Genomic DNA, 25,109 nt, shown 5'->3' with positions numbered 1-25,109 from the left:
GAAAAGCGTCCGTCGACACAATCCCGAGTGAAATACTGGGTTTTGTTGTCGCGACTGCCCTGCCTGCTGGGCTTTCTGGTACCATGTACGGCCAACAAAACGAGGCACGCGCGCGACGCGCGCGAGACGCCCTTAACGACGCTTGGAGAATGACCCTGACCATGGCCGCTGCCCCGACTCCCCTGACAGCCTCTCTCATCGAGCGACTCAACGGCCGCATCCTGATCCTGGATGGCGGTATGGGCACCATGTTACAGAACGCCAAACTCGACGAGGACGACTTTCGTGGCGAGCGCTTCCGGAACTGGCCGTCGGAACTCAAGGGTAATAACGACCTGCTGGCGCTGACTCGGCCCGACGTGGTGCGCGATATTCATCGCGATTACCTGCTGGCCGGCGCCGATATTGTCGAGACCAATACCTTCAACAGTACCCGGCTGTCCCAGTCCGACTACGGCATGCAGGAGCTGGTGCCCGAACTCAATCGCGAGTCGGCACGCCTGGCCCGCGAGGTCTGCGACGAGGTTGCCAGGGAAACCGGCATACCGCGCTATGTCGCCGGGGTCCTGGGCCCCACTTCGCGCACCGCTTCGCTGTCACCGGACGTCAACGACCCCGCCAAGCGCAACGTGACCTTCGACGAGCTGCGCGAGAACTATTACGAGGCCGCCGAAGCGCTGGTCGAGGGCGGCGCGGACCTGATCCTGATCGAGACCATCTTCGATACGCTCAACGCCAAGGCCGCCATCTACGCCTTGGAAGAGCTGTTCGAGGCACACGGCGAGCGCCTGCCGGTGATGATCTCCGGCACCATCACCGACGCTTCCGGCCGTACACTCTCCGGCCAGACCACCGAGGCTTTCTGGAACTCGGTGCGGCATGCTCAGCCCTTGTCCATCGGCCTCAACTGTGCGCTGGGTGCCGAGGAACTGCGCCCCTACCTCGAGGAACTGTCCAACAAGGCAGACACCTTCGTCTCGGCGCATCCCAATGCCGGCCTCCCCAACGAATTCGGCGAGTATGACCAGACCCCGGAGGAAATGGCTGCCATCGTCGCTGAGTTCGCTCAAAGCGGTCTGGTCAATATCATCGGTGGCTGCTGCGGCAGCACCCCCGAACACATTCAGGCGATCGCCGACGCGGTGGCCAACACCACGCCACGCGCGGTGCCCGAACGTCCACGTGCGTGCCGCCTGTCGGGACTCGAGCCCTTCAACATCGAGGCCGACTCGTTGTTCGTCAACGTCGGCGAACGCACCAACGTGACCGGCTCGGCCCGCTTCAAGCGGCTGATCGTCGAGGAGGACTTCACCACCGCCCTGGAAGTAGCGCTCGAACAGGTGGAGAACGGCGCCCAGATCATCGATATCAACATGGACGAAGGGATGCTCGAGTCCCAGGAAGCCATGGTGCGTTTCCTCAACCTGATCGCCGGCGAGCCGGATATCTCGCGGGTGCCGATCATGATCGACTCCTCCAAGTGGGAGATCATCGAGGCCGGGCTCAAGTGCGTGCAGGGCAAGGCGGTCGTCAATTCCATCTCGATGAAGGAAGGCGAAGCCGCCTTTCGCGAGCAGGCTACCAAATGTCGGCGCTTCGGTGCCGCCGTGGTGGTGATGGCCTTCGACGAAGAGGGCCAGGCGGATACCTTCGCGCGCAAGACCGAAATCTGCGAACGCGCCTATCGACTGCTGGTCGACGAGATCGGCTTTCCGCCGGAAGACATCATCTTCGACCCCAATATCTTCGCCATCGCCACCGGCATCGAGGAGCATAACAACTACGCGGTGGACTTCATCGAGGCCACCCAGTGGGTCCGTGAGCACCTGCCCCACGCCTTGGTGTCAGGCGGCGTGTCCAATGTGTCGTTTTCGTTTCGCGGCAACAACCCGGTGCGCGAGGCGATCCACTCGGTATTCCTCTACCATGCCATTCGCGCCGGCCTGACCATGGGTATTGTCAATGCCGGACAGTTGGCGGTCTACGACGACCTGCCCGCGGAACTGCGTGACGCCGTGGAGGACGTGGTACTCAACCGCCGCGACGACGGTACCGAACGGTTGCTGGAGATCGCCGACAAGTACAAGGGCGATGGCAGTGGCGAAGCCAAGAAGGAGGACCTCGAGTGGCGTAGTTGGGAGGTCGAGAAGCGTATCGAGCACGCCCTGGTCAAGGGGGTCACCGCCTATATCGAGGAAGATACCGAACTTGCCAGGCAGCGTGCCACGCGCCCCATCGAGGTCATCGAGGGCCCGCTAATGGATGGCATGAACGTGGTAGGCGACCTGTTCGGCGCCGGCAAGATGTTCCTGCCCCAGGTGGTCAAGTCGGCGCGAGTCATGAAGCAGGCGGTGGCCTATCTGATTCCCTACATCGAGGCGGAGAAGACCGAGGACACCCAGGCCAAGGGCAAGATCGTCATGGCCACGGTCAAGGGCGACGTCCACGATATCGGCAAGAACATCGTCGGCGTGGTCCTGCAGTGCAACAACTATGACGTCGTCGACCTGGGCGTGATGGTGCCCGCCGAGAAGATCCTGCAGACGGCACGTGACGAGAAGGCCGATATCATCGGCCTCTCCGGGCTGATCACGCCATCGCTCGACGAGATGGTCCACGTGGCCAAGGAGATGCAGCGTCAGGGCTTCGACATCCCACTGTTGATCGGTGGCGCCACCACCTCAAAGGCCCACACTGCCGTGAAGATCGAGCCGCAGTACGAGCATCCGGTGATCTATGTCACCGATGCCTCACGCGCGGTGGGCGTGGCTGGCCGCCTGCTCTCGCCTGGTCTCAAGGAGGCCTACGTGGCCGAAGTCCGCGAGGACTACGAGGTGGTCCGCGAACGCAATGCCAAGCGTCGCCCCAAGGCCGCCGATCTGTCCTATGTCGAGGCCTGCAAGCGCAAGTTCCGCACCGACTGGGCCTCCTATACGCCACCGGCCCCATCGATCTCCGGACTCAAGGTCTTCGACGACTATGACCTCGAAGAATTGGTCGAGCGCATCGACTGGACACCCTTCTTCATGAGCTGGCAACTGGCCGGCAAGTACCCCAAGATCCTCGACGACAAGGTGGTCGGCGAGGCGGCACGCAACCTGTTCGCCGATGCACAGGCGATGCTGCGCAAGCTGATCGACGAGAAACGCATCACGGCACGTGGCGTGATCGGCCTGTGGCCGGCCAACAGTGTCGATGACGACGTGATCGAGGTCTATGCCGATGAATCTCGGACCCGGGTCATCGAGCGGTTGCATCATATCCGCCAGCAGATGACCAAGAATCGCGACGGCACCTGTTACAGCCTGACCGACTTCGTTGCACCCAAGTCGAGCGGCAAGCCCGACTGGATCGGCGGATTCGCGGTCACTGCCGGGCATGGCGTCGCGGAGCTTACGAAGCGCTACGAAGCCGCCGGCGACGACTACAACGCCATCATGGTCCAGGCGCTGACCGACCGTCTCGCCGAAGCCTTCGCCGAACGCATGCACGAGCGGGTGCGCAAGGAGTTCTGGGGCTATGTTCCCGAGGAACACCTCGATAACGAGGCGCTGATCGCCGAGAAATATCAAGGCATTCGACCAGCTCCCGGTTACCCGGCCTGCCCCGACCACACCGAGAAGGCCACCCTGTTCCGCTTGCTGGAGGCTGAACGCAACTCTGGGCTCACGCTCACCGAAAGCTATGCCATGTGGCCCGCCGCCGCGGTATCCGGCTGGTACTTCTCGCATCCGCAATCGAAATACTTCTCCACCGGCAAGATCACGCGTGATCAAGTCGAGGTGTTGGCTGAGCGCAAAGGCATGTCGCTGAGCGAGCTTGAGCGCTGGCTATCACCAGTACTTTCGTACGATCCCGACTGAACTGCCTTTCAATCTTGTGGGTCCCGGGCAAATGCGCGGGGCCCTGGGCCCACTTACTGGAACACGGCATGCTGCCTGAGCGCTCTCGCCGCGACATCATCCTGAAACTGGCTTTGCCGATCATCGCCGGCATGCTCTCCCAGAGCCTGCTCAACCTGGTCGATGCCGCACTGGTTGGCTCACTGGGCGAAATCGCTCTGGCAGGCGTGGGAATAGGCAGCTATGCCATGTTCTTGATCACCGCCATGGTCTTCGGACTGTCGTCGGGAGTGCAGGCACAGACCGCAAGGCGCCACGGGGAACAGGCCTGGCACCGCCGGGCAGTCGCTTTGAACGCCGGGCTGATAATTGCTTTCGCAGTGGCACTGCCGCTGATGGTGTTATGCCTATGGCAAGCACCACGGTTGATGTGGCTGATCAATCAGAACCTGGGGGTCAACCAGGTAGCGGTCGAGTATTTTCGCTGGCGTGTTGCCGGACTGATTCCCGTAGCGATGATCTTCTGCTTTCGCGGTTATTGGAATGGCATTCAGCAAACTGGCGTCTATCTGCGCATCATCCTGGTCATGCACGTTATCAACGTCCTGGCCAGCATCGGCCTGATCTTCGGCTATGTCGGCCTGCCGGAGATGGGTGCCGCGGGAGCTGGTGCCGGCACAACCTTGTCGTTGTTCGTGGGGCTTGCCATCTGGTCGCTATTCAGTATCAAGGGTGCGGCCAGCAGCGGCTTTCTGATGCGCCTGCCCCGCCGCGAGACCTTCGTCACCACCCTGAAGCTGGCAGCCCCTCATTCCTTTCAGCAGACCTGGTTCGCTGCTGGATACGCCGTGCTGTTCTGGATACTGGGGCAACTCGATACCGCCAGCGTGGCGGTGGGACATGTACTGGTCAACCTGTCGCTGTTCCTGATCCTGCCTGGTGTCGGTCTGGGTCTTGCCGCCATGAGCCTGGTAGGACAGGCGATGGGGCGCGACGCGCATGGCGATGCCCATCGTTGGGGCTGGGAGGTGGTGCGCGTGGCCTGGGCTTGCCTAGGGCTGTTGGCTCTGCCAATGATGTTCATTCCCGACTTGGTCCTCGGCCTGTTCCTGCATGATACCGACCTGATCGAGATGGGGCGGATCCCCCTACAGCTCACCGCCGTGATGATCGTGCTCGATGCCGCCGCTCTGGTACTCGGTCAGGCACTTCTCGGGGCCGGTGCCAATCGTACCGTCATGACCACGACGCTGACCATGCAGTGGCTGGTCTTCCTACCATTGGCCTGGTGGGTCGGCGTCGTGCTGGATCATGGGCTGATCGGAATCTGGTGGATCCAGTTGGGGTATCGATGTCTGAACTCCTTGTGGTTCGCGGTGATTTGGCAGCGCCGTCGCTGGCAACGTCTGGTACTCTAACGTATCAGTCTCGCCTCCTTGGTCACTCAGGAGACCGTTGCCATGCCCCTGCCTGTCGTGTACCTGCCGAATTCAGTGCTGAGACCGCTATTCACGCACTTTTGGCAGGTACCGGCGGAGAACGACCGATGAGCCGCCACCCCTCTTTGAATCGCCTGTTCCTGCAACGCATCATTCCGTTGGGGCTTGTGGTCAGCTTGTTGCTAGGCCTGATCAATGCCTGGCATCTGCAATACCGTTTCGAAGCAGAACTGGCGCGCAAGGAAGTCGAATTGTTGCATATCGGGGCCACCTTGCTGGCATCCCCCGTGTCGCAGTTCGACGAGGAAAGTATCACCAACCTCGTCGACACCTTGCTGGCCGATCCGGATGTGGCCAGAGTCTCGATCCACGACAGCGATGGCGGTTTGCTGCACGCGCGACACGACAATCACCGGCTTGGTGGCTTGCAGGTACACTCCGAACCGATCGTCTTCGAGGATGCGCATAACCGACGCGTCGTCGGCAGCATCGAGCTGGCGTTCACGCGTCAGCGACTGGCCACTCAGATCCTGTGGTCGGTGCTCTACACCCTGTTGGCCGTGGGCTTGATGGTTGTTGCCGTTTCCTGGTGGACGCTGGGCTTCAACCGTCGGCATGTGATCGCCCCGCTCAACGCGATCCTCGACACCCTGCGGGCGCTACGTGCCGGACAAGGGTTTTCGCCGGTGGCCACACAGGCGCCCGGCGAAGTCGGACAGGCATTGAAAGCCTTCAATGCACTGGGTGAACAACTCGACCAGGCCCATTATGAAATTGCCCAGCAAGCACGACGCGACAGCTTGACCTCGCTACCCAATCGCATCGGCTTCCAGGAGGCCCTTTGCACGTGGCTCGAGACCAACCCAGGGCGCTCCTTGGGTATCCTGCACCTGGACATCAACCACTTCCGCTGGATCAACGAGAGCTTCGGCCAGGATACGGGGAACGGGGTGTTGCGCGATGTCGCGCAACGCCTCACCGGTATTTCCGAAGGCCGTACCGCACTTCCGCCGGCGCGTCTCGGCGGCGATGAGTTCGCCCTCGTATACGCCGACGCCGACATCCCTCGCCTAGCGCAGGAAGTACGCCGTCTGCAGCGAGAAATGCGCGCTCCCATGCCGGTGTTCGGCGAGGAGTTGTTCATGGCCTTCAGCATCGGTGGCGCACTCTTTCCACTGCACGCCGATACATCGGAAAGCCTTCTCAAGTGCGTGGAACAGGCCCTGCACCAAGGCAAGGAACACGGGCGTGGCGATTACCGTCTTTATCGTCCCACCACAGCGCGGCTCCCGGCCAGCGAGATGATTGCCCTGGAACGCGACCTGCATCACGCACTGCATCACGACGGTCTGCGTCTGGCACTTCAACCCATCGTCGCTCGTGATGGAACGACCATCAGTGGGGCCGAGACGCTGGTACGTATCGAGCACCCCACCCGCGGCGAACTTTCACCCCAGACCTTCATCCCCGTGGCCGAGGAATCCGGCTTGATCATCCCCATAGGGCAATGGGTACTCGAGCGAGGCCTGAGCTGGTTGGCCGCCATCCATGAACAGGGGCATCGGCACCTGACGCTGTCCTTCAATATCTCGGTGCGGGAATTCCATGACGGAGGGTTGGTCGAGCGACTGACCGATACGCTAGCCCGCCACGCTGTCCCCGCCGACCGTATCATTCTCGAAGTCACCGAGAACCTGATGCTGGAATCCAGTCAGGCGATTCTCGACCAGTTCCATGCCATTCGATCGCTCGGTTGTCGACTCGCCCTCGATGATTTCGGTACCGGCTTCTCCTCGCTCAGTTATCTGCAACACCTGCCCTTCGATACCATCAAGGTCGATCGCAGTTTCGTTCGTGAACTAACCCATAATCAAGAGCACACCTTGTTGGTCGGCGCTATCGTCGAAATGGGACATGCCCTTGACCTCGCCGTCACCGTGGAGGGGGTCGAGTCATCCGACCAAGCCGATAAGTGCTGGCATCTCGGCGCCGACTACCTGCAGGGTTATCATTTCGGAAAGCCCATGTCCCTGGAACATTTTCAGGCTCGCATGACGAATGGGATCGACTGCCCGGCACCTCCCTGACGTTCTAATAACCCTTTAATAAAATTCTATGATCATTTATTCTTTCATAGAATAAACAAAGAGGAGTAAGGTCCTATCTCGGCCTATTTCCTTCATTCGCCCTGACTAGCAGGACACGCCTGAATGTATCGGTACGACACCTACGACCAGACGCTCGTCGATGAACGCGTTGCCCAATTCCGTGATCAGATGGATCGCTATCTGGCCGGGCGCCTGGGAGAAGACGAATTCCGACCGCTGCGCCTGCAGAATGGTCTCTATATTCAGAAACATGCGCCCATGCTGCGCATTGCCATTCCCTACGGCATGCTATCGAGCCAGCAGCTTCGCGCACTGGCAGCCATCACGCGCCGCTACGACCGGGGCTACGGCCACTTCAGTACCCGCCAGAACCTGCAGCTGAACTGGCCGGCGCTGGAGGATGTCCCAGACATTCTCGGTGAATTGGCGAAGGTGCAGATGCATGCGATCCAGACCAGTGGCAACTGCATCCGCAATACCACCAGCGATCAGTTCTCCGGTATCGCCAAGGATGAGATCGAGGACCCACGCCCGTGGTGCGAACTGATCCGTCAGTGGTCGACCTTGCATCCGGAATTCGCCTATCTGCCGCGTAAGTTCAAGATCGCAGTGAGTGGTGCCAAGCAGGACCGTGCCGCCATTCAGGTACATGACATCGGACTGCGGTTGTGGCACGACGACAACGGTGAGCTCAAGGTCAAGGTTCTGGCAGGGGGAGGCCTGGGGCGCACGCCGATGATAGGCGACGTGGTGCGCGAGGACTTGCCCTGGCAGCACCTGCTGACTTACCTGGAAGCCTGCGTCCGGGTCTACAACCAGTTCGGCCGCCGCGACAACAAGTTCAAGGCGCGCATCAAGATCCTGGTCAAGGCACTGGGCATCGATGAGTACCGGCGTCGAGTCGAGGCTGAGTGGGCCCATCTCAAGGACGGCCCGCAAACGTTGACCCATGCCGCCGTGGACGCCGCACGAGCCCACTTCCCCGAACCCGAACGCCGGCCGGTGCCTGAACAGGCGATCGAAGTCTTCGATCGCCTGCGCGCTGATAACCGCGCCTTTGCACGCTTCGTAACCAACAATGTCACCGACCACAAGGTGCCTGGCTACAAGGCCGTGACCCTGTCGCTCAAGCGGCGCGAACATGCCCCAGGCGACGTCACGGCAGATCAGATGGAAGCAGTCGCCGACCTTGCCGATCAATACAGCTTCGGAGAGATACGCGTCACTCACGAGCAGAACCTGGTGCTTTCCGACGTGCCCGTCGACCAGCTCGAGGCCCTGTGGCAGGAGCTCGATTCGCTAGGTATGGCCAACCCTACGGTCGGCACGCTCAACGACATCATCTGCTGCCCCGGCGGTGATTACTGCAGCCTCGCCAACGCGGTATCGATACCCATCGCCCAGGCGCTACAGGAGCGTTTCGAGAATCTCGACTTCCTCTACGATCTCGGCCCGCTGGACTTGAATATTTCCGGCTGCATGAACGCTTGCGGACACCACCATGTGGGCCATATCGGCATTCTCGGCGTCGACAAGAAAGGCGAGGAATACTATCAGGTCTCGTTGGGCGGCAATTCCACCGACGATGCCTCGCTGGGCAAGATCCTTGGCCCCTCCTTCTATCGTGAAGACGTCCCGGACGTGATCGAAAAGGTGCTCCAGGTCTATGTCGAGCAACGACACGACGACGAGCGCTTCCTCGACACCTATCGCCGCATCGGCTTGAAACCCTTCAAGGAGCGGGTCTATGCCTGACAGTCAACTCGAGCACGCCCAGACCTTGATCAAGCTGGGCCAACCCGAAGAGAACACCTGGGCGCTTTCGCGCATTGATGATGCCCTGCCGCGGGCGCGCCCGGTAATCGTCCCACTAAGCCTTTGGCTCGAACACAGCAGCGACGGTGAGCTGGCTCCTTGGTTGCCGAGCGACACCGAGCTGACCGGTGATCTCGCCAAGAGCCTGACCCATGCTCCGCTGATCGCCATCGACTTCCCGGCCTTTACCGATGGTCGGGGCTATACGCTGGCTCGGTTGCTGCGCGAGCGCCATGGATATCAAGGCGAGATTCGCGCTATCGGTGACGTGCTGGTCGATCAGCTCTACTACATGAGCCGTTGTGGCTTCGATGCTCTGGCGCTACGCGAGGACCAACATCTCGACGATGCGTTGCGCGCGTTGGGAGCCTTCAGTGTCAGCTACCAGCCAGGAGTGGACGTCAAGGAAGCACTGTTCGAACGTCGCCTACGCGAATCCGGTCGTAGCTGATTCATTCGATCCTTCCGTACATGACCCCGGCCTTGTGCCGGGCGTCAGCCACGTCGCTTCTGTTGCCGTTCGCGATTGCGTGCCCGCGCTCGCTCGGACTTCTTGAGCATCACATAGGTGGCCCCCAATCCACCATGCGCCGGCTGTGCCGAAGCGTAGGCCTGAACCTCGTCGAACTGGCATAGCCACTTGGCCAGATAGGAACGCAGCACGTTGGGAGGACTGTCGACCTCCCGGCCACGCCCATGAACGACGAGCACGCAACGCAGCTCGTGTTCGTGAGCCTCACGAATGAAGGGAAACAACTCCCGTCGGCATTCGGCGAGTGGTCGCTTGAGCAGGTGCAGGCGAGCCTCCGGGGCATAGCCGCCATGGCGAAGCCGTTCCAACACCCCCGTCTGAATGCCATCACGGCGATATTCGAGAGGATCGTAGGGACCGACCAACTCGACGAAATCGTCGGACAGGAAGTTGTCGTCTTCGCTGGCCAAGGCGTTCTCACGGCGTGCCAACTGCGCTTCGGAAGGTGTATTGGGCCGCTGCCGAGAAAGGTCAGCCTTGTTTCGTCCCCGGGACAAGGGGGTGACGTCGCCCATCAAGTCTTGAAAATCCACATCATCCTGGGACATGGCGCAGCCCTCCCGGATCGCTAACCATCGTCATGGTACCAAACCACCGTTCCTCCACAACCGGCGATGACTGGGCGAACCCATGGCAGCCGTGACACCATGTTACGATCGCCCTCGTCACTCAGGAGCCTTGATCGTGCCCCATCTCCGCTATGTGTTGCTCGGCACCGCAGGCACTACTGTGGCACTGATCGGCTATCTATGGCTGACGCTGCTGAGCCCCTTCACTTACGATCGCCCTGAGTGGTTGCCTGACATTCAAAGCGGTGAACACCAAGTCTTCGTCTACGGGACACTACGCTATCCGTTCGTTCGCTGGCTCGTCTATGGGAGAGCGGGAGATCCCGAACCCGCGACCCTCGAAGGCTTTCGTCGCAATGCCCTGGATCTCGCCGAAGCGCCCGGAGAAAGTGTCAACGGCTTGCTGTTGCATGTCGATGCCGAAGAGTTGTCACGTCTGGATCGTTATGAGCGGCTGGGGCTCCGTTACGAGCGTGTACTGATGACATTGGCCGATGGACGTGAAGCATGGGTTTATCGACGACTCTGATCTTGATGTATTGGCGCGGAAAGAGATAACGGTATAAATACTCAATGCGAGTTGTTAGCCGATACAGCCAACTCTACAATACGCTAATCTGTTGATTTCCCGGTAAACCGAAACGCCATGACAAGATTGACGCTCTACCATAATCCGCGCTGCTCCAAGTCACGCCAAGCGCTTGCATTGCTCGAAGCGCAGGGGGTTGAATTCCAGGTACACCGTTATCTCGAAACCCCTCTCGACTTGCCGGCACTGGAAACCCTGCTGCAGCGCCTCGATGGCGGCCTCCAGCAGTTGCTGCGCACGTCCGAAGCCGAGTGGAAGACTCTGAACGTGTCCCCGGATGACCCTCAGGGAGTACTGGCCGCCATTGCCGAGTATCCCAAGCTGATGCAGCGGCCCATCCTCGATCGCGGCGATCGTGCGATCGTTGGCCGCCCTCCCGAGGCGATCCTGTCATTGCTCACCGACTGACATCGCCCCCCTCTGCTGGAGTCTTCATGACCGCCGACCTTCCTTATGTCCTGATCCTTTATTATTCGCGACATGGTGCGACTCGCGCCATGGCCGAACGCCTTGCCGCCGGCGTCGAGTCCATACCTGGCATCAATGCTCGTCTGCGTACGGTCCCCGCCGTTTCCCCGACTTGTGAGGCAGTGGCACCGGAGATTCCCGCTGAAGGGGCGATATATGCCAGTCTGGAAGATCTGCGCCATTGCGCCGGACTGGCACTGGGCAGTCCGACCCGCTTCGGCAACATGGCAGCACCACTCAAGTACTTTCTCGATGGCACCAGCGAGCTATGGATGAACGGCAGCCTGGTCGACCGTCCTGCGACCGCCTTCACTTCGACCTCCAGCCTGCATGGCGGTCAGGAAAGCACCCTGCTGAGCATGCTGATACCCCTGCTCCACCATGGCATGGTCTATGCTGGTCTGCCTTACAGCGAGACTACCTTGTTCACGACACGCAGCGGTGGTACGCCCTATGGCACCAGTCACCTGGCTGGATTGCGTAGCGATCGCCCCTTGGATGACGATGAACGTCAGTTGGCCTTCGCCCAAGGCCGTCGATTGGCGAAATTATCCATAGCCCTGAATACCTTGCACGAGGCTCATTGATGCGCCAACTGTTCGAACGCCTGGAAGAGCGCCATGGGCTGGATACCCTGTCGCGATCATCGCGCCGGCTCGTGCTGGGAAGTTATATCGCCTTGCTCGCGCTACTGAGTTACGGTGGACTGATGATGCAAGGGAGCGGAGAAAACGGCATGGCTCCCATTTTACTCAGAGTGCTACCGCTGATCCTGTTCCTGCCTTCGATTATTGCCCAGCGCCCACGCGGCCATGCGTGGCTGGCCTTCGTCAGCTTGCTGTATTTCATGCAGGGAGTGATGATCGCCACCCTTCCTGGCCAGACTTTGCTCGGCATGCTGGAGATCGTGGCCTCGCTGGCCTTATTCATCGGCAGCATGTGCTATGCCCGTTTTCGCAGTCGCCAGCAACGCCAATAATTCCACCAAATATCCGTTGGGTGTTGAGCCTAACCCCATCAACGGCGAAGATGTAGAAAAACTCCAGGGAGATTGCCATGACACGTGATATTGCCGAGATTCGGCGTGACTACGAAGGGGGCACTCTGGACGAGTCCAATACCCCGGATACGCCGATGACACTGTTCGATGAATGGCTGGCCCTGGCACTGGAGGCGGAGGGAGACGATGGCAATGCCATGACGCTTGCCACCGTCGACAGTCAGGGGCTGCCCCATGCACGCATCGTCCTGCTCAAGGGAGTCGACCACGGCGAATTGGTATTCTACACCAACTACCAGAGCCACAAGGGCAGTGAGCTGGCCAACGTTCCCCACGCCGCTCTGGTGTTCTGGTGGCCCTCGCTCGATCGCCAGGTCAGGATCGAAGGAAGCGTGGAGCTGGTCTCCGAGGAAGAGTCCGACCGTTATTTCGCCAGCCGCCCCCGTGGCAGTCAGTTGGGCGCTTGGATCGCCACTCAAAGCGTCGAAATTCCCGACCGAATCTGGATCGAGGAGCGCAAGAGACGCTTCGAGCAGCTCTATGAAGGTCAGGAGATCGATCGCCCTGCACACTGGGGAGGGTATCGGGTCATACCGGAGATGGTCGAATTCTGGCAAGGTCAGCCCAACCGACTGCACGATCGTATTCGTTACGAACTCCGTGAAGGCCACTGGGCCAAGGTTCGCCTCGCCCCTTGAAGCGGCTCCCGAAACGCAAGACGCCCGGCTGGTGCCGGGCGTCTTGCGTATCAGCGGCTGGCTATCGACATGTATTTATCCGCCTCGCCCTCGAGGCATGCCTTCTCCGTTATGATTGTTTCCTTTCCTTGCGGAACGACTGAGTCAGGCGGTCCAGCAGCATCGCCAGGATGACCACCGCGATCCCCGCTTCGAAGCCATCGCCGGGGCGCAAGCGCTGTATGGCACGCCACACTTCGTTGCCCAAGCCATCGGCGCCGATCATGGCCGCGATCACCACCATCGACAGTGCCAGCATGATGGTTTGGTTGATCCCCGCCATGATGGTCGGAAGGGACAAGGGCAATTGCACCTTGAGCAGTTTCTGGCGACGAGTGGATCCGAATGCATCGGCGGCTTCGATCAGTTCCTTGGGCACCTGCCGAATACCCAAGGTAGTGAAGCGAATCGCCGGGGGCATCGAGAAGATCACCGTGGCGAAAATTGCCGATACCGAGCCAATGCCGAAGAACGGGATCGCCGGAATCAGATAGACGAAGGCCGGCATGGTCTGCATGAAATCCAATACCGGCATGATCGTGCGATACAGGCGCTCGGAAAGCGCGGCAGCAATCCCTACCGGTAAGGCGATCACCACTGCCACGAGGGTCGCGATGACCACCAGGGTCAGCGACTCGATCATGGGATTCCACAAGCCGAGGTTCCAGATCAGCGCCAACCCCGCTACGGCCCCGATGGCCAGCCGCATGCCGGCCATGCGCCAGCACAACATGGCGATGACCGCCATCAGCGCCCATTCGGGCAACCACATGAGCCCCTCGTTGAGGCCGTTGATACCGGTCTGGGTAAAGCGTGAAATGCCACGGGTGACCATGGAATACTCCGAGGTCAGCCAGTTCAGCCCACCTTCGATCCACTGTCCCAGCGGTATACGGGGAAATTCGATCGCCATCAGTGTTCTCCTGATTCGGCCAGTTGTGCCAGCACGGCTCCCTTGACCACCACGCCCAACAGGCGCTTGTCGTAATCCACCACGGCGATAGGGAAGCTCTTGCCGCTGAACATGGCAAACAGATTGTGCAGGGGCTCGTCGGGACTCACGCAGGGAAAGTCCTGATGTATCAGACTTGCGATGCCTTGTTGGCCGTCCTTGACGGCGCGATCGGCGACCTCCCCCTCTACCAGACCCAACAAGCGACGTTCGCGGTTGGTGACATAGATGGAATCGAGCCCGTTCTCGCTCATCTTGCGCAGCACGGTCCGCGGACCATCGTCTTCCCTAGCGGTGGCACGCACCGGTCGCATGGCGCTGCGCGCGGTCAGGATACGCGACATGTCCACCCCTTCGATGAAGCGTTCCACATACTCATCGGCCGGGGCGGTCAGGATCTCCTCGGGAGTACCGATCTGCACGATCTCACCATCCTTGAGCAGGATGATCCGGTCGCCGATGCTCAGCGCCTCGTCCAGATCATGGGTGATGAAGACCGTGGTCTTCTTCATGCGGTGTTGCAGTTCCAGCAGCTCCTGCTGCATATCCTTGCGAATCAGGGGGTCGAGTGCCGAAAAGGCCTCGTCCATCAGCAACACGCTGGAATCGTTGGCCAACGCACGCGCCAAGCCGACGCGTTGCTGCATGCCACCGGACAACTGATTGGGATAGGCATCCTCCCATCCCTCCAGTCCCACCTGCTTCAGGGCATTCCGTGCCGCTTGGCGACGCTCGTCCTTATCGACATTGCGGATCTCCAGACCATACTCGGCATTCTGCTGTACGGTGCGGTGGGGAAACAGCGCGAAGTTCTGGAAGACCATCGAAAAATGGCGCCGCCGACACTCCAGCAGCGACTTGTCGCTCAATTCGGGAATATTTTCGCCATCGATCACGATTTCGCCTTCGCTCGGCTCGATCAGCCGGTTGAGACAACGGATCAAGGTCGATTTGCCCGACCCGGATAGTCCCATGATCACCAACAACTCGCCTTCATAGACATCGAAGCCGATATTGGACAGACCCAAGGTCTGGCTGGTCTTATCGAGGATGGCGGAGCGTTTCAGCCCCTGGTCGCGCAGTTCGAGTGCTTTTTTCGGCTGACTGCCGAAAACCTTGCTCAGGCCGCGCACCTTGATCTTGACGGGTCGTGTTTCGCTCATCGGCTGTGCCTGTTGGATGCCGGCTTCACGCGCGACAGCACCGCAGCATAGCTTGCCGCCATGTTTTCGCGCCCTTGCCATAACAGTGGATTATAGTTGCTAATTATCATACATACTTATTGATAGGCCCTCAAATCAGAAGGTCTGATGATTGATCAACGGTTCAATTTCCCGGAACCAAGCATGACAGGGTAACCGCAGGGACGTCGATATCAAGCCATCGCCGGCAAATTCAGTCCGGCAGACTTTCCAGACGATGCCGTTGCCATTCGGTACTTGGCTCGTTGAGACGCAGATTGGCGTCCACCACCTGCTCTTCCATGTTGTAGCGCTGGCGGAAACCAAGATGCTTCAGCAATGCCCGCATGGGGTGATTGTCGACCATCACCTTGCCGACCATCTCCAGGGTTCCGACGCTCTTGCAATAACGAATCATCTTGTTCATCAGCACACTGCCAAGACCCTGGCCATGCAGGTCGTCACGGATGATCACCGAGAATTCGGTGCGAATGTTGTCCGGGTCATTCCATACCCGCACCACGCCGAGCATCTCCTTGGCGCCATCATCGCGGTGATGCTCGGCGATGAAGGCCATCTGACGGTCATAATTGATATGCGCCAGCATCGACAAGTCGCGCTTGGAGAGGTCGGCCTTGTGGTGGAAATAGCGAAAGCGGATGCTTTCCTCGGAAAGCTGGGTATGGAAGTTGGTGATCAGGGGCGCATCCTCGGCACGAATCGGGCGTATCTCGACCCGCATGCCATTGCCAAGAGTCACCCATTCACGCAGCTCCTCGGGGTACGGCATGATCGCATGACGAGCCGGCGTCCCTAGATCCATGGCGAAATCCACCGCCAACAGGCCATCGCGATTGAGCAGCAGAGGGTTGAGTTCGAGCCCTTTCATCTCCGGCAGGTCCGAAGCCATCTGCGACAGCTTGACCAGCAGCTGACATAGTTGCTGGATATCGCGCTGTGGGTCACGTGAGTGCTCGCGAATCAGTTTCGCCGCATGGGTGCGTGACACCAGGTCGTCGGCCAGTGTCATGTTGAGAGGGGGCAATGCTACGTGCCGGTCGGCGAGCACATTCACCTTGTAGCCACCGATACCGAACACGATGACCGGGCCAAATACGGCGTCACGCGTCACGCCCGCGCAGAGTTGCATCGAGTGCTTGCCACGCTGCATGGGCTGCAGACAGTACTCGCGAATGGGGATGTCGGGGAATTTCTCGTTCACTTTCGCGCCCAGGCGACGAACGCCTTCGGCCACCTGCTCGGGCGTTTCCAAGTCCTGCAACAAACCAGAAGAAAGCTTGTGTGGATGTCGGCGATAGCGATACGGCACACAATTGTGGTCGTGCACCACTTTCAGCGCCATACGCTCGTTGAAATCGGCCGCCACCCGGGCACCCTCCAACGGGGTCGAGCAGTACCGGCTGGGTGCCACGGGTATCCCGTAGGCCTTGAGCACCTGGGCGGTTTCCGAGTGCACGAGACACTCGCGACCCCACTCCTTGGCCTGTTCGATCAACGTCCGGCAACGCGCGCGAATCTCGGGCGAGGCGGTGAACGGTAAGCTCGGCGGCGTTTCCTGCAATAGTGCCTGCACGCGCTGGTAATCGACCATGTGCATGAAGGCCTTGACCGCTTTCTCCGGTGAAATATAGGTCGGGATGCCCGCCAGGTGACTCTCGTGGCGCGCCGACAGCGCTTCTTCCAGCCCCATCCAACTAGTCAGCAGGTTGCGCTTGAAACGCTTGCGATTAGCGACGATGGCCTGGGCGGTGGCCTTGGAAGGCGCCAGGCGCGTCGGGGCATGTACTACCAACACAGCGTCCACATTGGCATCGGCCGCCACGATCTCCAGCGCGTCGACCATTCTTTCCGGAGTGGCATTGCCACCCAGGTCCACCGGGTTGCGGCCCGGCAGAGTCATATCGAAATCTCCTTGGCGCAGCGCCTGGCGTGTGGACTCATCGAACTCCGCCAGTCGCCCTCCCGCACTGACCAGCTTATCGATGGCCAACATCGCCGGTCCCAAACCATTGGAAACGATCGCCAGACGGTCGCCATGCAACGGCTTCATCCGCGACAGGGTCTCCAGCGCATCGAACAGTTCGTCGGAATCGTCGACCCGCACCACCCCGGCGCGGGCCAAGGCCGCGTCGAAGATGACATCGCGGTTGGCGATACCCGGGGTCGGCGGCTGCCCCGACAGCTCCGATTGAGGCGTTCGGCCGCTCTTGATCGCCAACACCAGACGATGGCGCGACGCTTCGCGCAACGCAGTCATGAAATGCTGGGCGTCGTGGATCCGCTCCAGATGCAGCAGGATCGCTTGGGACGGTGCATACTGATTGATATAGTCGATCAGGTCAGGCAGCAGCACATCGACGCTATCGCCGAGGGTGACGAGATGCGAGAAACCGATGCCGCGCCCCGCCGCCCAGTCGATCATGGCATTGCCCAGCATTCCCGACTGCCCCAGGTAGGCGACGCGCCCAGGCCGGATCGGCTGGCTGGCGTAAGTGGCGTTCAACTTGCGTCCCGGCACGACCACCCCCAGGCACTCCGGTCCCAACACTCGAATACCGGAGCGGCGGGCGGCCTTGAGCATGCGCTCGCGGATCGAGCCGCCATCGCTGCCACGGTCGTCGAGATGCGCGCCACCGGAAAGCACCATGGTGGCCTTGACGCCAAAGCGCCCCAACTGCTCGATCAGTCGAGGCACGCTTTCCACCGGCGAACAGATTACCGCCAGATCGGGAACTTCCGGCAGGTCACGTACTCTCCTGACGCAAGGCTCCCCGAAGACATTGCCATATCCCTTGGGGTTGACCGCCCACACCGGGCCGGGAAACCCTGCCTCTTGAAGGTTGTGAATGACCAACCCGCCCATCGAATGAGGCTTCTCGGAAGCGCCGATCACTGCCAGGCTGCGTGGCTCGAAAAAATGGCGCAGGAATCGCGTGCCCAAGCTTAGCCCTCCTCATGGGGATGGTGCTCTCTGTGTACGACCTATTGACACTGTCATGCAAGGGGTACCAACCATTATGGTCGTTTCATGTCGCCTGGAGTCCGTCATGATCACCTCCTATATCACGCACCCCCACTATCACTGCCACCACATGGGACCGAAACATCCCGAAAGCCCACAGCGCTTGGAGGCGATCCATGCCAGACTGGCACTGGCCGGGGTCCTGCAACAGACCATGCAAACGGACGCCAACCCCGCTACCGACGAGCAGATCGCCCGGGTGCACCCCGAACGGTACATCAAGGCATTGGCCAAATGCGTCCCAGAGCATGGCATCGTTGCCCTGGACAGCGACACCTTGATGAATCCCGATACCTTCACGGCAGCTCGTCTGGCCGCGGGGGCCGTGGTGCGCGGTGTCGACCAGGTCTTCCGACACCAGGCCGACAACGTCTTCTGCGCCGTACGCCCGCCGGGCCATCATGCAGAAGCCACCGACGCCATGGGCTTCTGCTTCTTCAACAATGTCGCCGTCGGCGCCGCCCATGCCCGAGCCCATTACGGCGCCGAACGAGTCGCCATCCTCGACTTCGACGTCCACCAGGGGAACGGTACCGTGGACATCTTCAAGGGCGACCCCAACGTGCTGGTCTGCTCGAGCTTCCAGTTTCCCTTCTATCCCTGGCGTTACCTCAGAAGCGAATGGCACAACATCATCAATACGCCGCTGGCGGCAGGCACCGGCAGCGACGAGTTCCGTCGTGCCGTTGAAGACGACTGGCTGCCTGCTCTGCATGCCTTCAAGCCCGACCTGGTACTCGTTTCGGCCGGGTTCGACGCCCACCGCAGCGACCCATTGGCCGAGCTGTGCCTGGAGGAAGCGGACTACTATTGGGTCACGCAACTGGCCATGGACATCGCCGCACTGTACGCCGACAACCGCCTGGTGTCAGTGCTCGAGGGCGGTTACGATCTCGACGCCTTGGGGCGTAGTGTCGAGGCTCACGTCACGGCTCTGCTTGGTCTGCCCTACTCCACCTGAGTCAGTTGTTTCCCATCCTCGGGAAACAACTTTCCCAGCGATTGTCGCCATGTACCAGGCCATGAACTCGGCAAAGTGTCGTGGTTGAGCAATTGGACCGCGTGTCCGCTCACTTGGCCAGCGGGATTTGTGGTAAGCTATCAGGAAATAATGTTTCCAATAGTGAATCGCCCATGACCGCCACCACCGATCAGGATGCCGCCCTACGCATCGCCTCCGGTCGCAAGGCCTTCGTCGAGCCGTTGCGGCTGGGAGAACGTCTCAAAGAAATCCGGCTCGCCAACCAGTGGACATTGGAAGATGTCAGCCAGCGTACCGGCCTGGCTCGTTCGACACTGTCGAAGATCGAGAATGACCAGATTTCACCAACCTTCAGCGCGGTACAAAAGCTGATCGGCGGCCTGGGCATCGACCTGCCGCAATTGCTCAGCCCCCCCAAGCCCCAGGCACGCACCTTGGGTCGGCGCGACCTTACCCGCGTTGGCGAGGGACAGTTGCACCCTACCCCGACCTACGAGCACGAGTTGTTGTCGTGGCAGCTCGCCCAGAAACGCATGATTCCGTTCAAGACCATCGTCAGGGCACGCCACTTCGAAGAATTCAACGAATGGGTGCGCCACGATGGCGAAGAGTTCCTGATCGTGCTCGATGGCGAGATTCTGCTCTACACCGAATTCTACGAGCCTTTGAAGCTGGAACGCGGCGACAGTATCTACTTCGATAGCGACATGGGCCATGCCTTGGTTTCGGTCAGCGAGGAAGACGCCGTGGTCCTCTCGGTGTGCACGCGCGGCGACACGACCTGATTGGGCGCATTTGCCAGCGGTACTGGCATGTCCTGGATGAGAAACGAATCGGCCGGCAGATGCCGGCCGATTCGTTGCCGGTCTTATCCGGACATCATCCCCGGCAACCAGGTAATCAGCGCGGGCCATAGCGCCAGCGCGACCAACATAGCCAACTGAATCAGAATGAAAGGAGCCACCCCCTTGTAGATGTCGGTTGTTTTCACGCTCGCTGGCGCGACTCCACGCAAGTAAAACAGCGAAAAGCCGAATGGAGGCGTGAGGAAAGAGGTCTGAAGGTTAATCGCGATCATGATACCCAGCCACACCGGATCCAGCCCCAAGGTGAGCAACACCGGTGCGACAATGGGTACTACCACGAAGGTGATCTCGATGAAGTCGAGAATGAATCCCAGCAGGAAGATCACCAGCATCACGATCAAGGTGGCCCCCCACACTCCGCCGGGCATGTCCTTGAACACGCCATGCACCAGCTCGTCACCGCCAAAACCCCGGAACACCAACGAGAACAGCGCCGCCCCGATCAATATCAGAAACACCATGCAGGTGATCTGAGTACTTGAAATGACGACCTCGCGGAGCTTCTCCCTGTTCAACTGCCTCTGGGAAAGTGCCAGCAGCAAAGCCCCCATCGCCCCGACGCCAGCCGCTTCCGTGGGTGTGGCAATCCCCGCGAGGATGGAACCCAACACCGCCAGAATCAACAAAAGTGGGGGGACTAAGCTACCGAGGAACGAAACACTTTTCCCGGCTTGCGTCTCTGGATTGGTGGTATCCGGAGCCGGTGCTGACGCGGGCCTGAGCCAGGCTACCAGTGAGATATAGATCACGTAGCACAGGACCAGCAGCAACCCCGGAATCAACGCTCCAACGAATAGGTCGCCCACCGAGACGGTCTTCGGGGAGAAAAGCCCCATATTCAGCTGGGCCTGCTGATAGGCACTGGAAAGCACGTCTCCCAACAATACCAGCGCAATGGAGGGGGGAATGATCTGACCCAGCGTACCGGTGGCGCAGATGGATCCGGTGGCCAGACTTGGGCTGTAACCACGCTTCAGCATGGTAGGCAGCGATAGTAGCCCCATGGTGACCACCGTGGCTCCTACGATGCCGGTGCTGGCAGCCAGCAACATGCCGACCAACGTTACCGAGATCCCAAGCCCCCCACGCAGGCGACCGAACAACAGCGCCATGCTATTGAGCAGATTCTCGGCGACCTTGGACTTTTCCAGCAGCGTACCCATCAGCACGAACAGCGGAACCGCTATCAGTGTCTGGTTGGTAAGGATGCCGTACATGCGACTAGGCAGAGCGTGCAGGAACGTCAGATCGAACGTATCGGTGACGATACCTCCGCCAGCGAACAGCAAGGCAGTACCCGCCAGGGAGTAGGCCACGGGATAGCCAAGCAACAACACCAGGCAGACCGCGCCGAACATGAAGAAAGGAATGAACTCAACCAAGGCTCGCTCCCTCCTTCGCAACAGGAACTGAACGCCGGTCGACAAGAATCAACGCGTTGCGGATCAGCTCGGCAATCCCCTGCAGGATCATGGTAACGACCAGTACCAGCATCAAACTCTTGAGTAGATATACCAGAGGCAGACCACCGGACTCCGGCGAAGACTCCATGAGCGACCAGGACTTGGCGACGTAACCGAAGCAGAACCACCCGGTGAACAGACAAACCGGCAGCAGCAGGAATAGGGTGCCGAACAGGTTGACCGCTGCTTGCCCGCGTGGAGACAAGGCTCTGTAGAAAATGTCCACCCGCACATGGCCATCATGTTTCAGGGTGAAAGCGGAAGCGGCCATGAACAGAGTCGCATGCAGGTACATCACGCTTTCCTGCAAGGCAATGGAGCCGGTGCTGAACAGGTAGCGCAACACCACTACCAGGAACATCAGCCCCATCATCGCCAACATTAACCAGGCAATGGCGCGGCCGGTAACTTCAGTAAAACCATCGATGATATCGCATAGTCTCTGTAACATACGCAGGCCTACTGGGTGATAACGGTATAAATGGCAACAGTCGAAACAATTGACGGGGAGCAGGCCTACAAGCCAACCATGCTCCCGCATCAACTATCCACTTGTGCGGGTAGTTACTGTTCCCGTGTCTCGATATAAGCCTGCTCGGCCACCTGGTTATAAGCCGCCGCCCCTTGCTGATAGGCGCGATAGGACTCGTATATCCGGGCCGCCATCGGGTCTTCCTCGGCCAACTCCTGCACCACCTCATCGGAATAGACTTGCAACTGCTGGAGCAGATCTTCCGGGAATCGGCGCAACTCGACACCGGAATCCTGCAACTGCTTCAAGGCTTCGATGTTGCGAGCGTTGTATTCCACCAGCATGTCATAGCTGGCAGTCCTGGCCGCTTGTCGAACGATAGCTTGCAGGTCTTGCGGAAGTTCTTGGAAAGCCTCTTCATTGACGATGAACTCAAACATGCTGCCTGGCTCATGCCAGCCCGGATAGTAGTAATACTTGGCGGCCGTGTTCAGACCGAATGCACGATCATTGTATGGGCCGACCCACTCGACGGCATCGATGGCTCCGGTCTGCAGCGCAGTAAAGATTTCACCGCCCGGCAACGACACCGGAACACCACCAGCACGTTTGAGTACTTCTCCCCCCAGGCCCGGGATACGCATCTTCAGCCCCTGAAGGTCCTCGACGGAATTGATTTCCTTGTTGAACCATCCTCCCATCTGAGTGCCTGTGGAGCCGGCCGCCAGCGGTATCACCCCGTGAGGCTGATACAACTCCTCCCACAGCTCCATGCCTCCCCCATAGCGCAACCAACCGTCAGTTTCCGCTGCGGTCATGCCAAACGGAATGGCGGCAAAGAACTGAGCCGCGGGAATCTTGCCCTTCCAGTAGTAGGAGCCACTATGCCCCATTTGCGCGGTACCGTTCGAAACGGCATCGAACACTTCGAATCCCGGTACCACTTCCCCGGCACCGAACACACGGATCTTTAACCGGCCACCGGACATGTCATCGACCATACTGGCGAAGTTTTCCGGGGCAATCCCCAGTCCGGGAAAGTTCTTCGGCCATGATGTCACCAGTGACCATCGATAGGACTGATCACCGTCAGCGAACGCAGACGCGGAAATGCCTAGCGTCGCAACAGCGGTACACAACGCTTTCACTCCCCACCTTTTCAAGAACTGACATTTTCTCGTCATGATATGCAACCTCAGCGTATTTATCGTTATCACATTACCTGCGACCATTTCCCTACAGGCGAGGTCACTGTAGCGAAAGCCGTCGGTGAGCAATATTCGTAGGACTACGCAAGCCGACTACGGGAAATTACGCAGTTTCATCCGTGATACTACGTAGTGATACGACATTGGTCGCAAGGACGGATTCATGGGATGAATTCGCTTACAATGCAGAATCCGACAGGGAATATCCGTATAGATGGAGCGGACGTATCCACCCCTTTGGAGACGCTGAAGAAATCGACGAGCGGTATCAAGCACAAGGCGCCCGGAGCACAGGAACCGGAGCATATGGGGTATATGTGAGGATCCGCCGGTCCGACGCTTCGGCACCGCGCAACGCAGTGATTGAGTCGCGCAGGCATTTATTCAGTGTTTCCCTTGCTGGCCTTCGTATCATGTCGTCATCCATGTCCCTAAAAACCAAGATCCTATCGCTCGCCGTATTACCTCTGCTGGTAGTGGCCTCGTTGATCATGGTGACGACCGTCAATCAGGCTCGTCAGTTGGGGAAAGAAGAAATCCTTACATTCGAACGTAACCTGCTGGCAGCCAAGCGTACCGAACTCAAGCACTACGTCAGCCTGGCACTGACATCCATCGAACCGGTATACCGTCATGCCGACCCCGATAACCCCGAGGCCAGGGAACTGATGAAGGCTATTCTGCACAGCCTGACCTACGGGGAAGATGGTTATTTCTTCGTATACGACCTCGATGGCGTCAACCTGGTACATCCGAAACAGCCGGAGTTGGTTGGGCGCAACTTGTACGATCTTCAAGATATCAATGGCAACCATGTCATCCGCCACTTGCTGGAAGTCGCCAATAAGGGCGGGGGATATCATCGCTACATGTGGCTCAAGCCGTCCCTTGGCGAGATCGTGGACAAATTGAGCTATGCGGTGATATTGCCGGAATGGGGCTGGATGTTGGGAACGGGTATCTATATTGACGACATCGTCAATGAAATACATAAAATCGAAACCCAAGTAAACCAGAATATCCGCAATACTTTCTTTACGGTTCTGGTGATCATTGCCGTGGCCACTGCACTCATCGTGATGGTCGGGGTACTCATCAACTTGCATGAGCATCGACTGGCGGACAGCAAACTCAAGGAGCTTTCCCAACAGACAGTGCTTTTCCAAGAGGATGAAAAGAGACGAATCTCTCGGGAGCTTCATGATGGCATCAACCAGCTCATGGTATCGGTGAAATACCGTATCGAGTTGGGTATGGAGAAATTGCGACTGAATGATTGCAGTGCCAGCGAGGATCTGTACCAGGGAGCGCAGGTGCTGAACGAAGCCATTAACGAAGTACGCCGTATATCGCGGGACTTGCGCCCCAGCATACTCGATGACCTGGGATTGCTTGCGGCACTGGATAGCTTGCTGGGAGAATTCACCGAGCGCACGGGGATAGAGCTCGAGCGGGATACGCCACCCTGCCGCCAGCGGCTACCGGAGCAGATCGAAACCACGCTATATCGCATCGTTCAGGAAGCACTGACCAATATAGAACGCCATAGCGAGGCCACTCATGTCCACCTGAGCACCGGCTGGAAAGGCAACGTATTCCAGTTGACGATCCGGGATGACGGCAAGGGATTCCACATCAAGGAGGTGCTGTGTCGGCGCGGTATTGGCTTGAGAAACATGCGAGAGCGGGTGGAATTTCTGGGCGGGGACTTCATCGCTCACTCCGAGCCTGGGCTAGGAACGGAGCTGAAAGCACTGTTCCCGATGCACTCGCCAGCCTGACGCTTCACGGCGGAAAAGGTAGTCAGCCAGACTAATCGATGCGCATAACAGCATAACAAGGA

Annotated in this window: 20 protein-coding genes; 13 read left to right on the top strand and 7 right to left on the bottom strand. The window is 59.4% G+C overall.

What is annotated here, in order from left to right; genetic code table 11:
- Positions 1-161 precede the first annotated feature (161 nt).
- The 5 genes from metH (at position 162) to IE093_RS01370 (ending at position 9,655) form a co-directional block, all read left to right on the top strand.
- Entirely contained in the window at positions 162-3,863 is a 3,702-nt protein-coding gene (gene metH, locus IE093_RS01390; protein WP_189465840.1) for a methionine synthase, read from the top strand.
- A gap of 68 nt (positions 3,864-3,931) precedes the next feature.
- Positions 3,932-5,260, top strand: a complete 1,329-nt coding sequence (locus IE093_RS01385) for an MATE family efflux transporter (protein ID WP_189465284.1) — start codon at positions 3,932-3,934, stop codon at positions 5,258-5,260.
- 128 nt (positions 5,261-5,388) lie between these two features.
- Positions 5,389-7,368, top strand: coding sequence for a putative bifunctional diguanylate cyclase/phosphodiesterase (locus IE093_RS01380; protein WP_189465281.1), 1,980 nt, complete (start codon positions 5,389-5,391; stop codon positions 7,366-7,368).
- A gap of 123 nt (positions 7,369-7,491) precedes the next feature.
- Positions 7,492-9,144 (top strand): nitrite/sulfite reductase, encoded by a 1,653-nt coding sequence (locus tag IE093_RS01375; protein WP_189465279.1) that lies wholly within the window; start codon positions 7,492-7,494, stop codon positions 9,142-9,144.
- Complete coding sequence (locus tag IE093_RS01370; protein WP_189465277.1) at positions 9,137-9,655, top strand: DUF934 domain-containing protein; 519 nt, start codon at positions 9,137-9,139, stop codon at positions 9,653-9,655. Before IE093_RS01375 ends, IE093_RS01370 begins: the two co-directional genes overlap by 8 nt.
- Before the next feature lie 44 nt (positions 9,656-9,699).
- Here IE093_RS01370 and smrA read toward each other — a convergent pair whose 3' ends face one another.
- Positions 9,700-10,284, bottom strand: coding sequence for a DNA endonuclease SmrA (smrA, locus tag IE093_RS01365; protein ID WP_189465274.1), 585 nt, complete (start codon positions 10,282-10,284; stop codon positions 9,700-9,702).
- Positions 10,285-10,420: 136 nt separating this feature from the next.
- Here smrA and IE093_RS01360 point away from each other — a divergent pair, with 136 nt between their 5' ends.
- The 5 genes from IE093_RS01360 (at position 10,421) to pdxH (ending at position 13,060) form a co-directional block, all read left to right on the top strand.
- Complete coding sequence (locus tag IE093_RS01360; protein ID WP_229803145.1) at positions 10,421-10,834, top strand: gamma-glutamylcyclotransferase family protein; 414 nt, start codon at positions 10,421-10,423, stop codon at positions 10,832-10,834.
- Positions 10,835-10,951: 117 nt separating this feature from the next.
- Positions 10,952-11,302, top strand: coding sequence for an arsenate reductase family protein (locus IE093_RS01355; protein WP_189465267.1), 351 nt, complete (start codon positions 10,952-10,954; stop codon positions 11,300-11,302).
- A gap of 26 nt (positions 11,303-11,328) precedes the next feature.
- Entirely contained in the window at positions 11,329-11,949 is a 621-nt protein-coding gene (gene wrbA, locus IE093_RS01350) for an NAD(P)H:quinone oxidoreductase (RefSeq protein ID WP_189465264.1), read from the top strand.
- Complete coding sequence (locus tag IE093_RS01345) at positions 11,949-12,341, top strand: DUF2069 domain-containing protein (protein WP_189465261.1); 393 nt, start codon at positions 11,949-11,951, stop codon at positions 12,339-12,341. The genes wrbA and IE093_RS01345 overlap by 1 nt, the downstream gene beginning before the upstream one ends.
- A gap of 77 nt (positions 12,342-12,418) precedes the next feature.
- Positions 12,419-13,060: a pyridoxamine 5'-phosphate oxidase gene (gene pdxH, locus IE093_RS01340; RefSeq protein WP_189465258.1), complete on the top strand. Its 642-nt coding sequence runs from the start codon at positions 12,419-12,421 to the stop codon at positions 13,058-13,060.
- A 109-nt stretch (positions 13,061-13,169) separates the two neighbouring features.
- Here the strand turns inward: pdxH and IE093_RS01335 are convergent, their stop codons facing one another.
- The 3 genes from IE093_RS01335 to IE093_RS01325 form a co-directional block, all read right to left on the bottom strand.
- Positions 13,170-14,006, bottom strand: coding sequence for an ABC transporter permease (locus IE093_RS01335; RefSeq protein ID WP_308427185.1), 837 nt, complete (start codon positions 14,004-14,006; stop codon positions 13,170-13,172).
- A gap of 5 nt (positions 14,007-14,011) precedes the next feature.
- The gene (locus IE093_RS01330) at positions 14,012-15,214 is read right to left on the bottom strand and encodes a quaternary amine ABC transporter ATP-binding protein (RefSeq protein WP_189465252.1); all 1,203 of its coding nucleotides are present in this window, start codon (positions 15,212-15,214) and stop codon (positions 14,012-14,014) included.
- A 232-nt stretch (positions 15,215-15,446) separates the two neighbouring features.
- Positions 15,447-18,194, bottom strand: a complete 2,748-nt coding sequence (locus tag IE093_RS01325) for a bifunctional acetate--CoA ligase family protein/GNAT family N-acetyltransferase (RefSeq protein ID WP_189465249.1) — start codon at positions 18,192-18,194, stop codon at positions 15,447-15,449.
- Positions 18,195-18,300: 106 nt separating this feature from the next.
- On the opposite strand from IE093_RS01325, the gene IE093_RS01320 reads away from it, so the two are divergent.
- Together IE093_RS01320 and IE093_RS01315 are read left to right on the top strand one after the other, a co-directional pair.
- On the top strand, positions 18,301-19,236 hold the full coding sequence (locus IE093_RS01320) for a histone deacetylase family protein (RefSeq protein WP_189465247.1): 936 nt from the start codon (positions 18,301-18,303) through the stop codon (positions 19,234-19,236).
- A gap of 173 nt (positions 19,237-19,409) precedes the next feature.
- The gene (locus tag IE093_RS01315) at positions 19,410-20,042 is read left to right on the top strand and encodes a helix-turn-helix domain-containing protein (RefSeq protein ID WP_189465244.1); all 633 of its coding nucleotides are present in this window, start codon (positions 19,410-19,412) and stop codon (positions 20,040-20,042) included.
- Between the two features lie 83 nt (positions 20,043-20,125).
- Here IE093_RS01315 and IE093_RS01310 read toward each other — a convergent pair whose 3' ends face one another.
- The 3 genes from IE093_RS01310 to IE093_RS01300 form a co-directional block, all read right to left on the bottom strand.
- Positions 20,126-21,505 (bottom strand): TRAP transporter large permease, encoded by a 1,380-nt coding sequence (locus IE093_RS01310; protein ID WP_189465241.1) that lies wholly within the window; start codon positions 21,503-21,505, stop codon positions 20,126-20,128.
- Positions 21,498-22,037 carry a TRAP transporter small permease subunit gene (locus IE093_RS01305; protein WP_189465239.1) on the bottom strand — a complete coding sequence of 180 codons (540 nt, stop codon included), beginning with the start codon at positions 22,035-22,037 and terminating at the stop codon, positions 21,498-21,500. The genes IE093_RS01310 and IE093_RS01305 overlap by 8 nt, the downstream gene beginning before the upstream one ends.
- A 113-nt stretch (positions 22,038-22,150) precedes the next feature.
- A complete protein-coding gene (locus tag IE093_RS01300; RefSeq protein ID WP_189465235.1) occupies positions 22,151-23,242 on the bottom strand; it encodes a TRAP transporter substrate-binding protein in 1,092 nt (363 codons plus the stop codon).
- A 143-nt stretch (positions 23,243-23,385) separates the two neighbouring features.
- On the opposite strand from IE093_RS01300, the gene IE093_RS01295 reads away from it, so the two are divergent.
- Entirely contained in the window at positions 23,386-25,047 is a 1,662-nt protein-coding gene (locus tag IE093_RS01295; RefSeq protein ID WP_229803143.1) for a cache domain-containing protein, read from the top strand.
- The last annotated feature ends 62 nt before the right edge of the window (positions 25,048-25,109 follow it).

The sequence above is a fragment of the Litchfieldella qijiaojingensis genome (genome assembly GCF_014651875.1).
In the GTDB taxonomy this organism is placed as follows: domain Bacteria; phylum Pseudomonadota; class Gammaproteobacteria; order Pseudomonadales; family Halomonadaceae; genus Litchfieldella; species Litchfieldella qijiaojingensis.
This window is presented reverse-complemented; position numbering and strand designations above follow the sequence as displayed.

Excerpts from the sequence above, each read along its gene's own strand:
- IE093_RS01380 (WP_189465281.1), top strand. The coding sequence starts at position 5,389 with ATGAGCCGCCACCCCTCTTTGAATCGCCTGTTCCTGCAACGCATCATT.
- IE093_RS01330 (WP_189465252.1), bottom strand. The coding sequence starts at position 15,214 with ATGAGCGAAACACGACCCGTCAAGATCAAGGTGCGCGGCCTGAGCAAG.
- IE093_RS01355 (WP_189465267.1), top strand. The coding sequence starts at position 10,952 with ATGACAAGATTGACGCTCTACCATAATCCGCGCTGCTCCAAGTCACGC.
- smrA (WP_189465274.1), bottom strand. The coding sequence starts at position 10,284 with ATGTCCCAGGATGATGTGGATTTTCAAGACTTGATGGGCGACGTCACC.
- IE093_RS01320 (WP_189465247.1), top strand. The coding sequence starts at position 18,301 with ATGATCACCTCCTATATCACGCACCCCCACTATCACTGCCACCACATG.
- IE093_RS01375 (WP_189465279.1), top strand. The coding sequence starts at position 7,492 with ATGTATCGGTACGACACCTACGACCAGACGCTCGTCGATGAACGCGTT.
- IE093_RS01305 (WP_189465239.1), bottom strand. The coding sequence starts at position 22,037 with ATGTTACAGAGACTATGCGATATCATCGATGGTTTTACTGAAGTTACC.
- IE093_RS01370 (WP_189465277.1), top strand. The coding sequence starts at position 9,137 with ATGCCTGACAGTCAACTCGAGCACGCCCAGACCTTGATCAAGCTGGGC.
- IE093_RS01385 (WP_189465284.1), top strand. The coding sequence starts at position 3,932 with ATGCTGCCTGAGCGCTCTCGCCGCGACATCATCCTGAAACTGGCTTTG.
- wrbA (WP_189465264.1), top strand. The coding sequence starts at position 11,329 with ATGACCGCCGACCTTCCTTATGTCCTGATCCTTTATTATTCGCGACAT.
- IE093_RS01300 (WP_189465235.1), bottom strand. The coding sequence starts at position 23,242 with ATGACGAGAAAATGTCAGTTCTTGAAAAGGTGGGGAGTGAAAGCGTTG.
- pdxH (WP_189465258.1), top strand. The coding sequence starts at position 12,419 with ATGACACGTGATATTGCCGAGATTCGGCGTGACTACGAAGGGGGCACT.
- IE093_RS01315 (WP_189465244.1), top strand. The coding sequence starts at position 19,410 with ATGACCGCCACCACCGATCAGGATGCCGCCCTACGCATCGCCTCCGGT.
- metH (WP_189465840.1), top strand. The coding sequence starts at position 162 with ATGGCCGCTGCCCCGACTCCCCTGACAGCCTCTCTCATCGAGCGACTC.
- IE093_RS01345 (WP_189465261.1), top strand. The coding sequence starts at position 11,949 with ATGCGCCAACTGTTCGAACGCCTGGAAGAGCGCCATGGGCTGGATACC.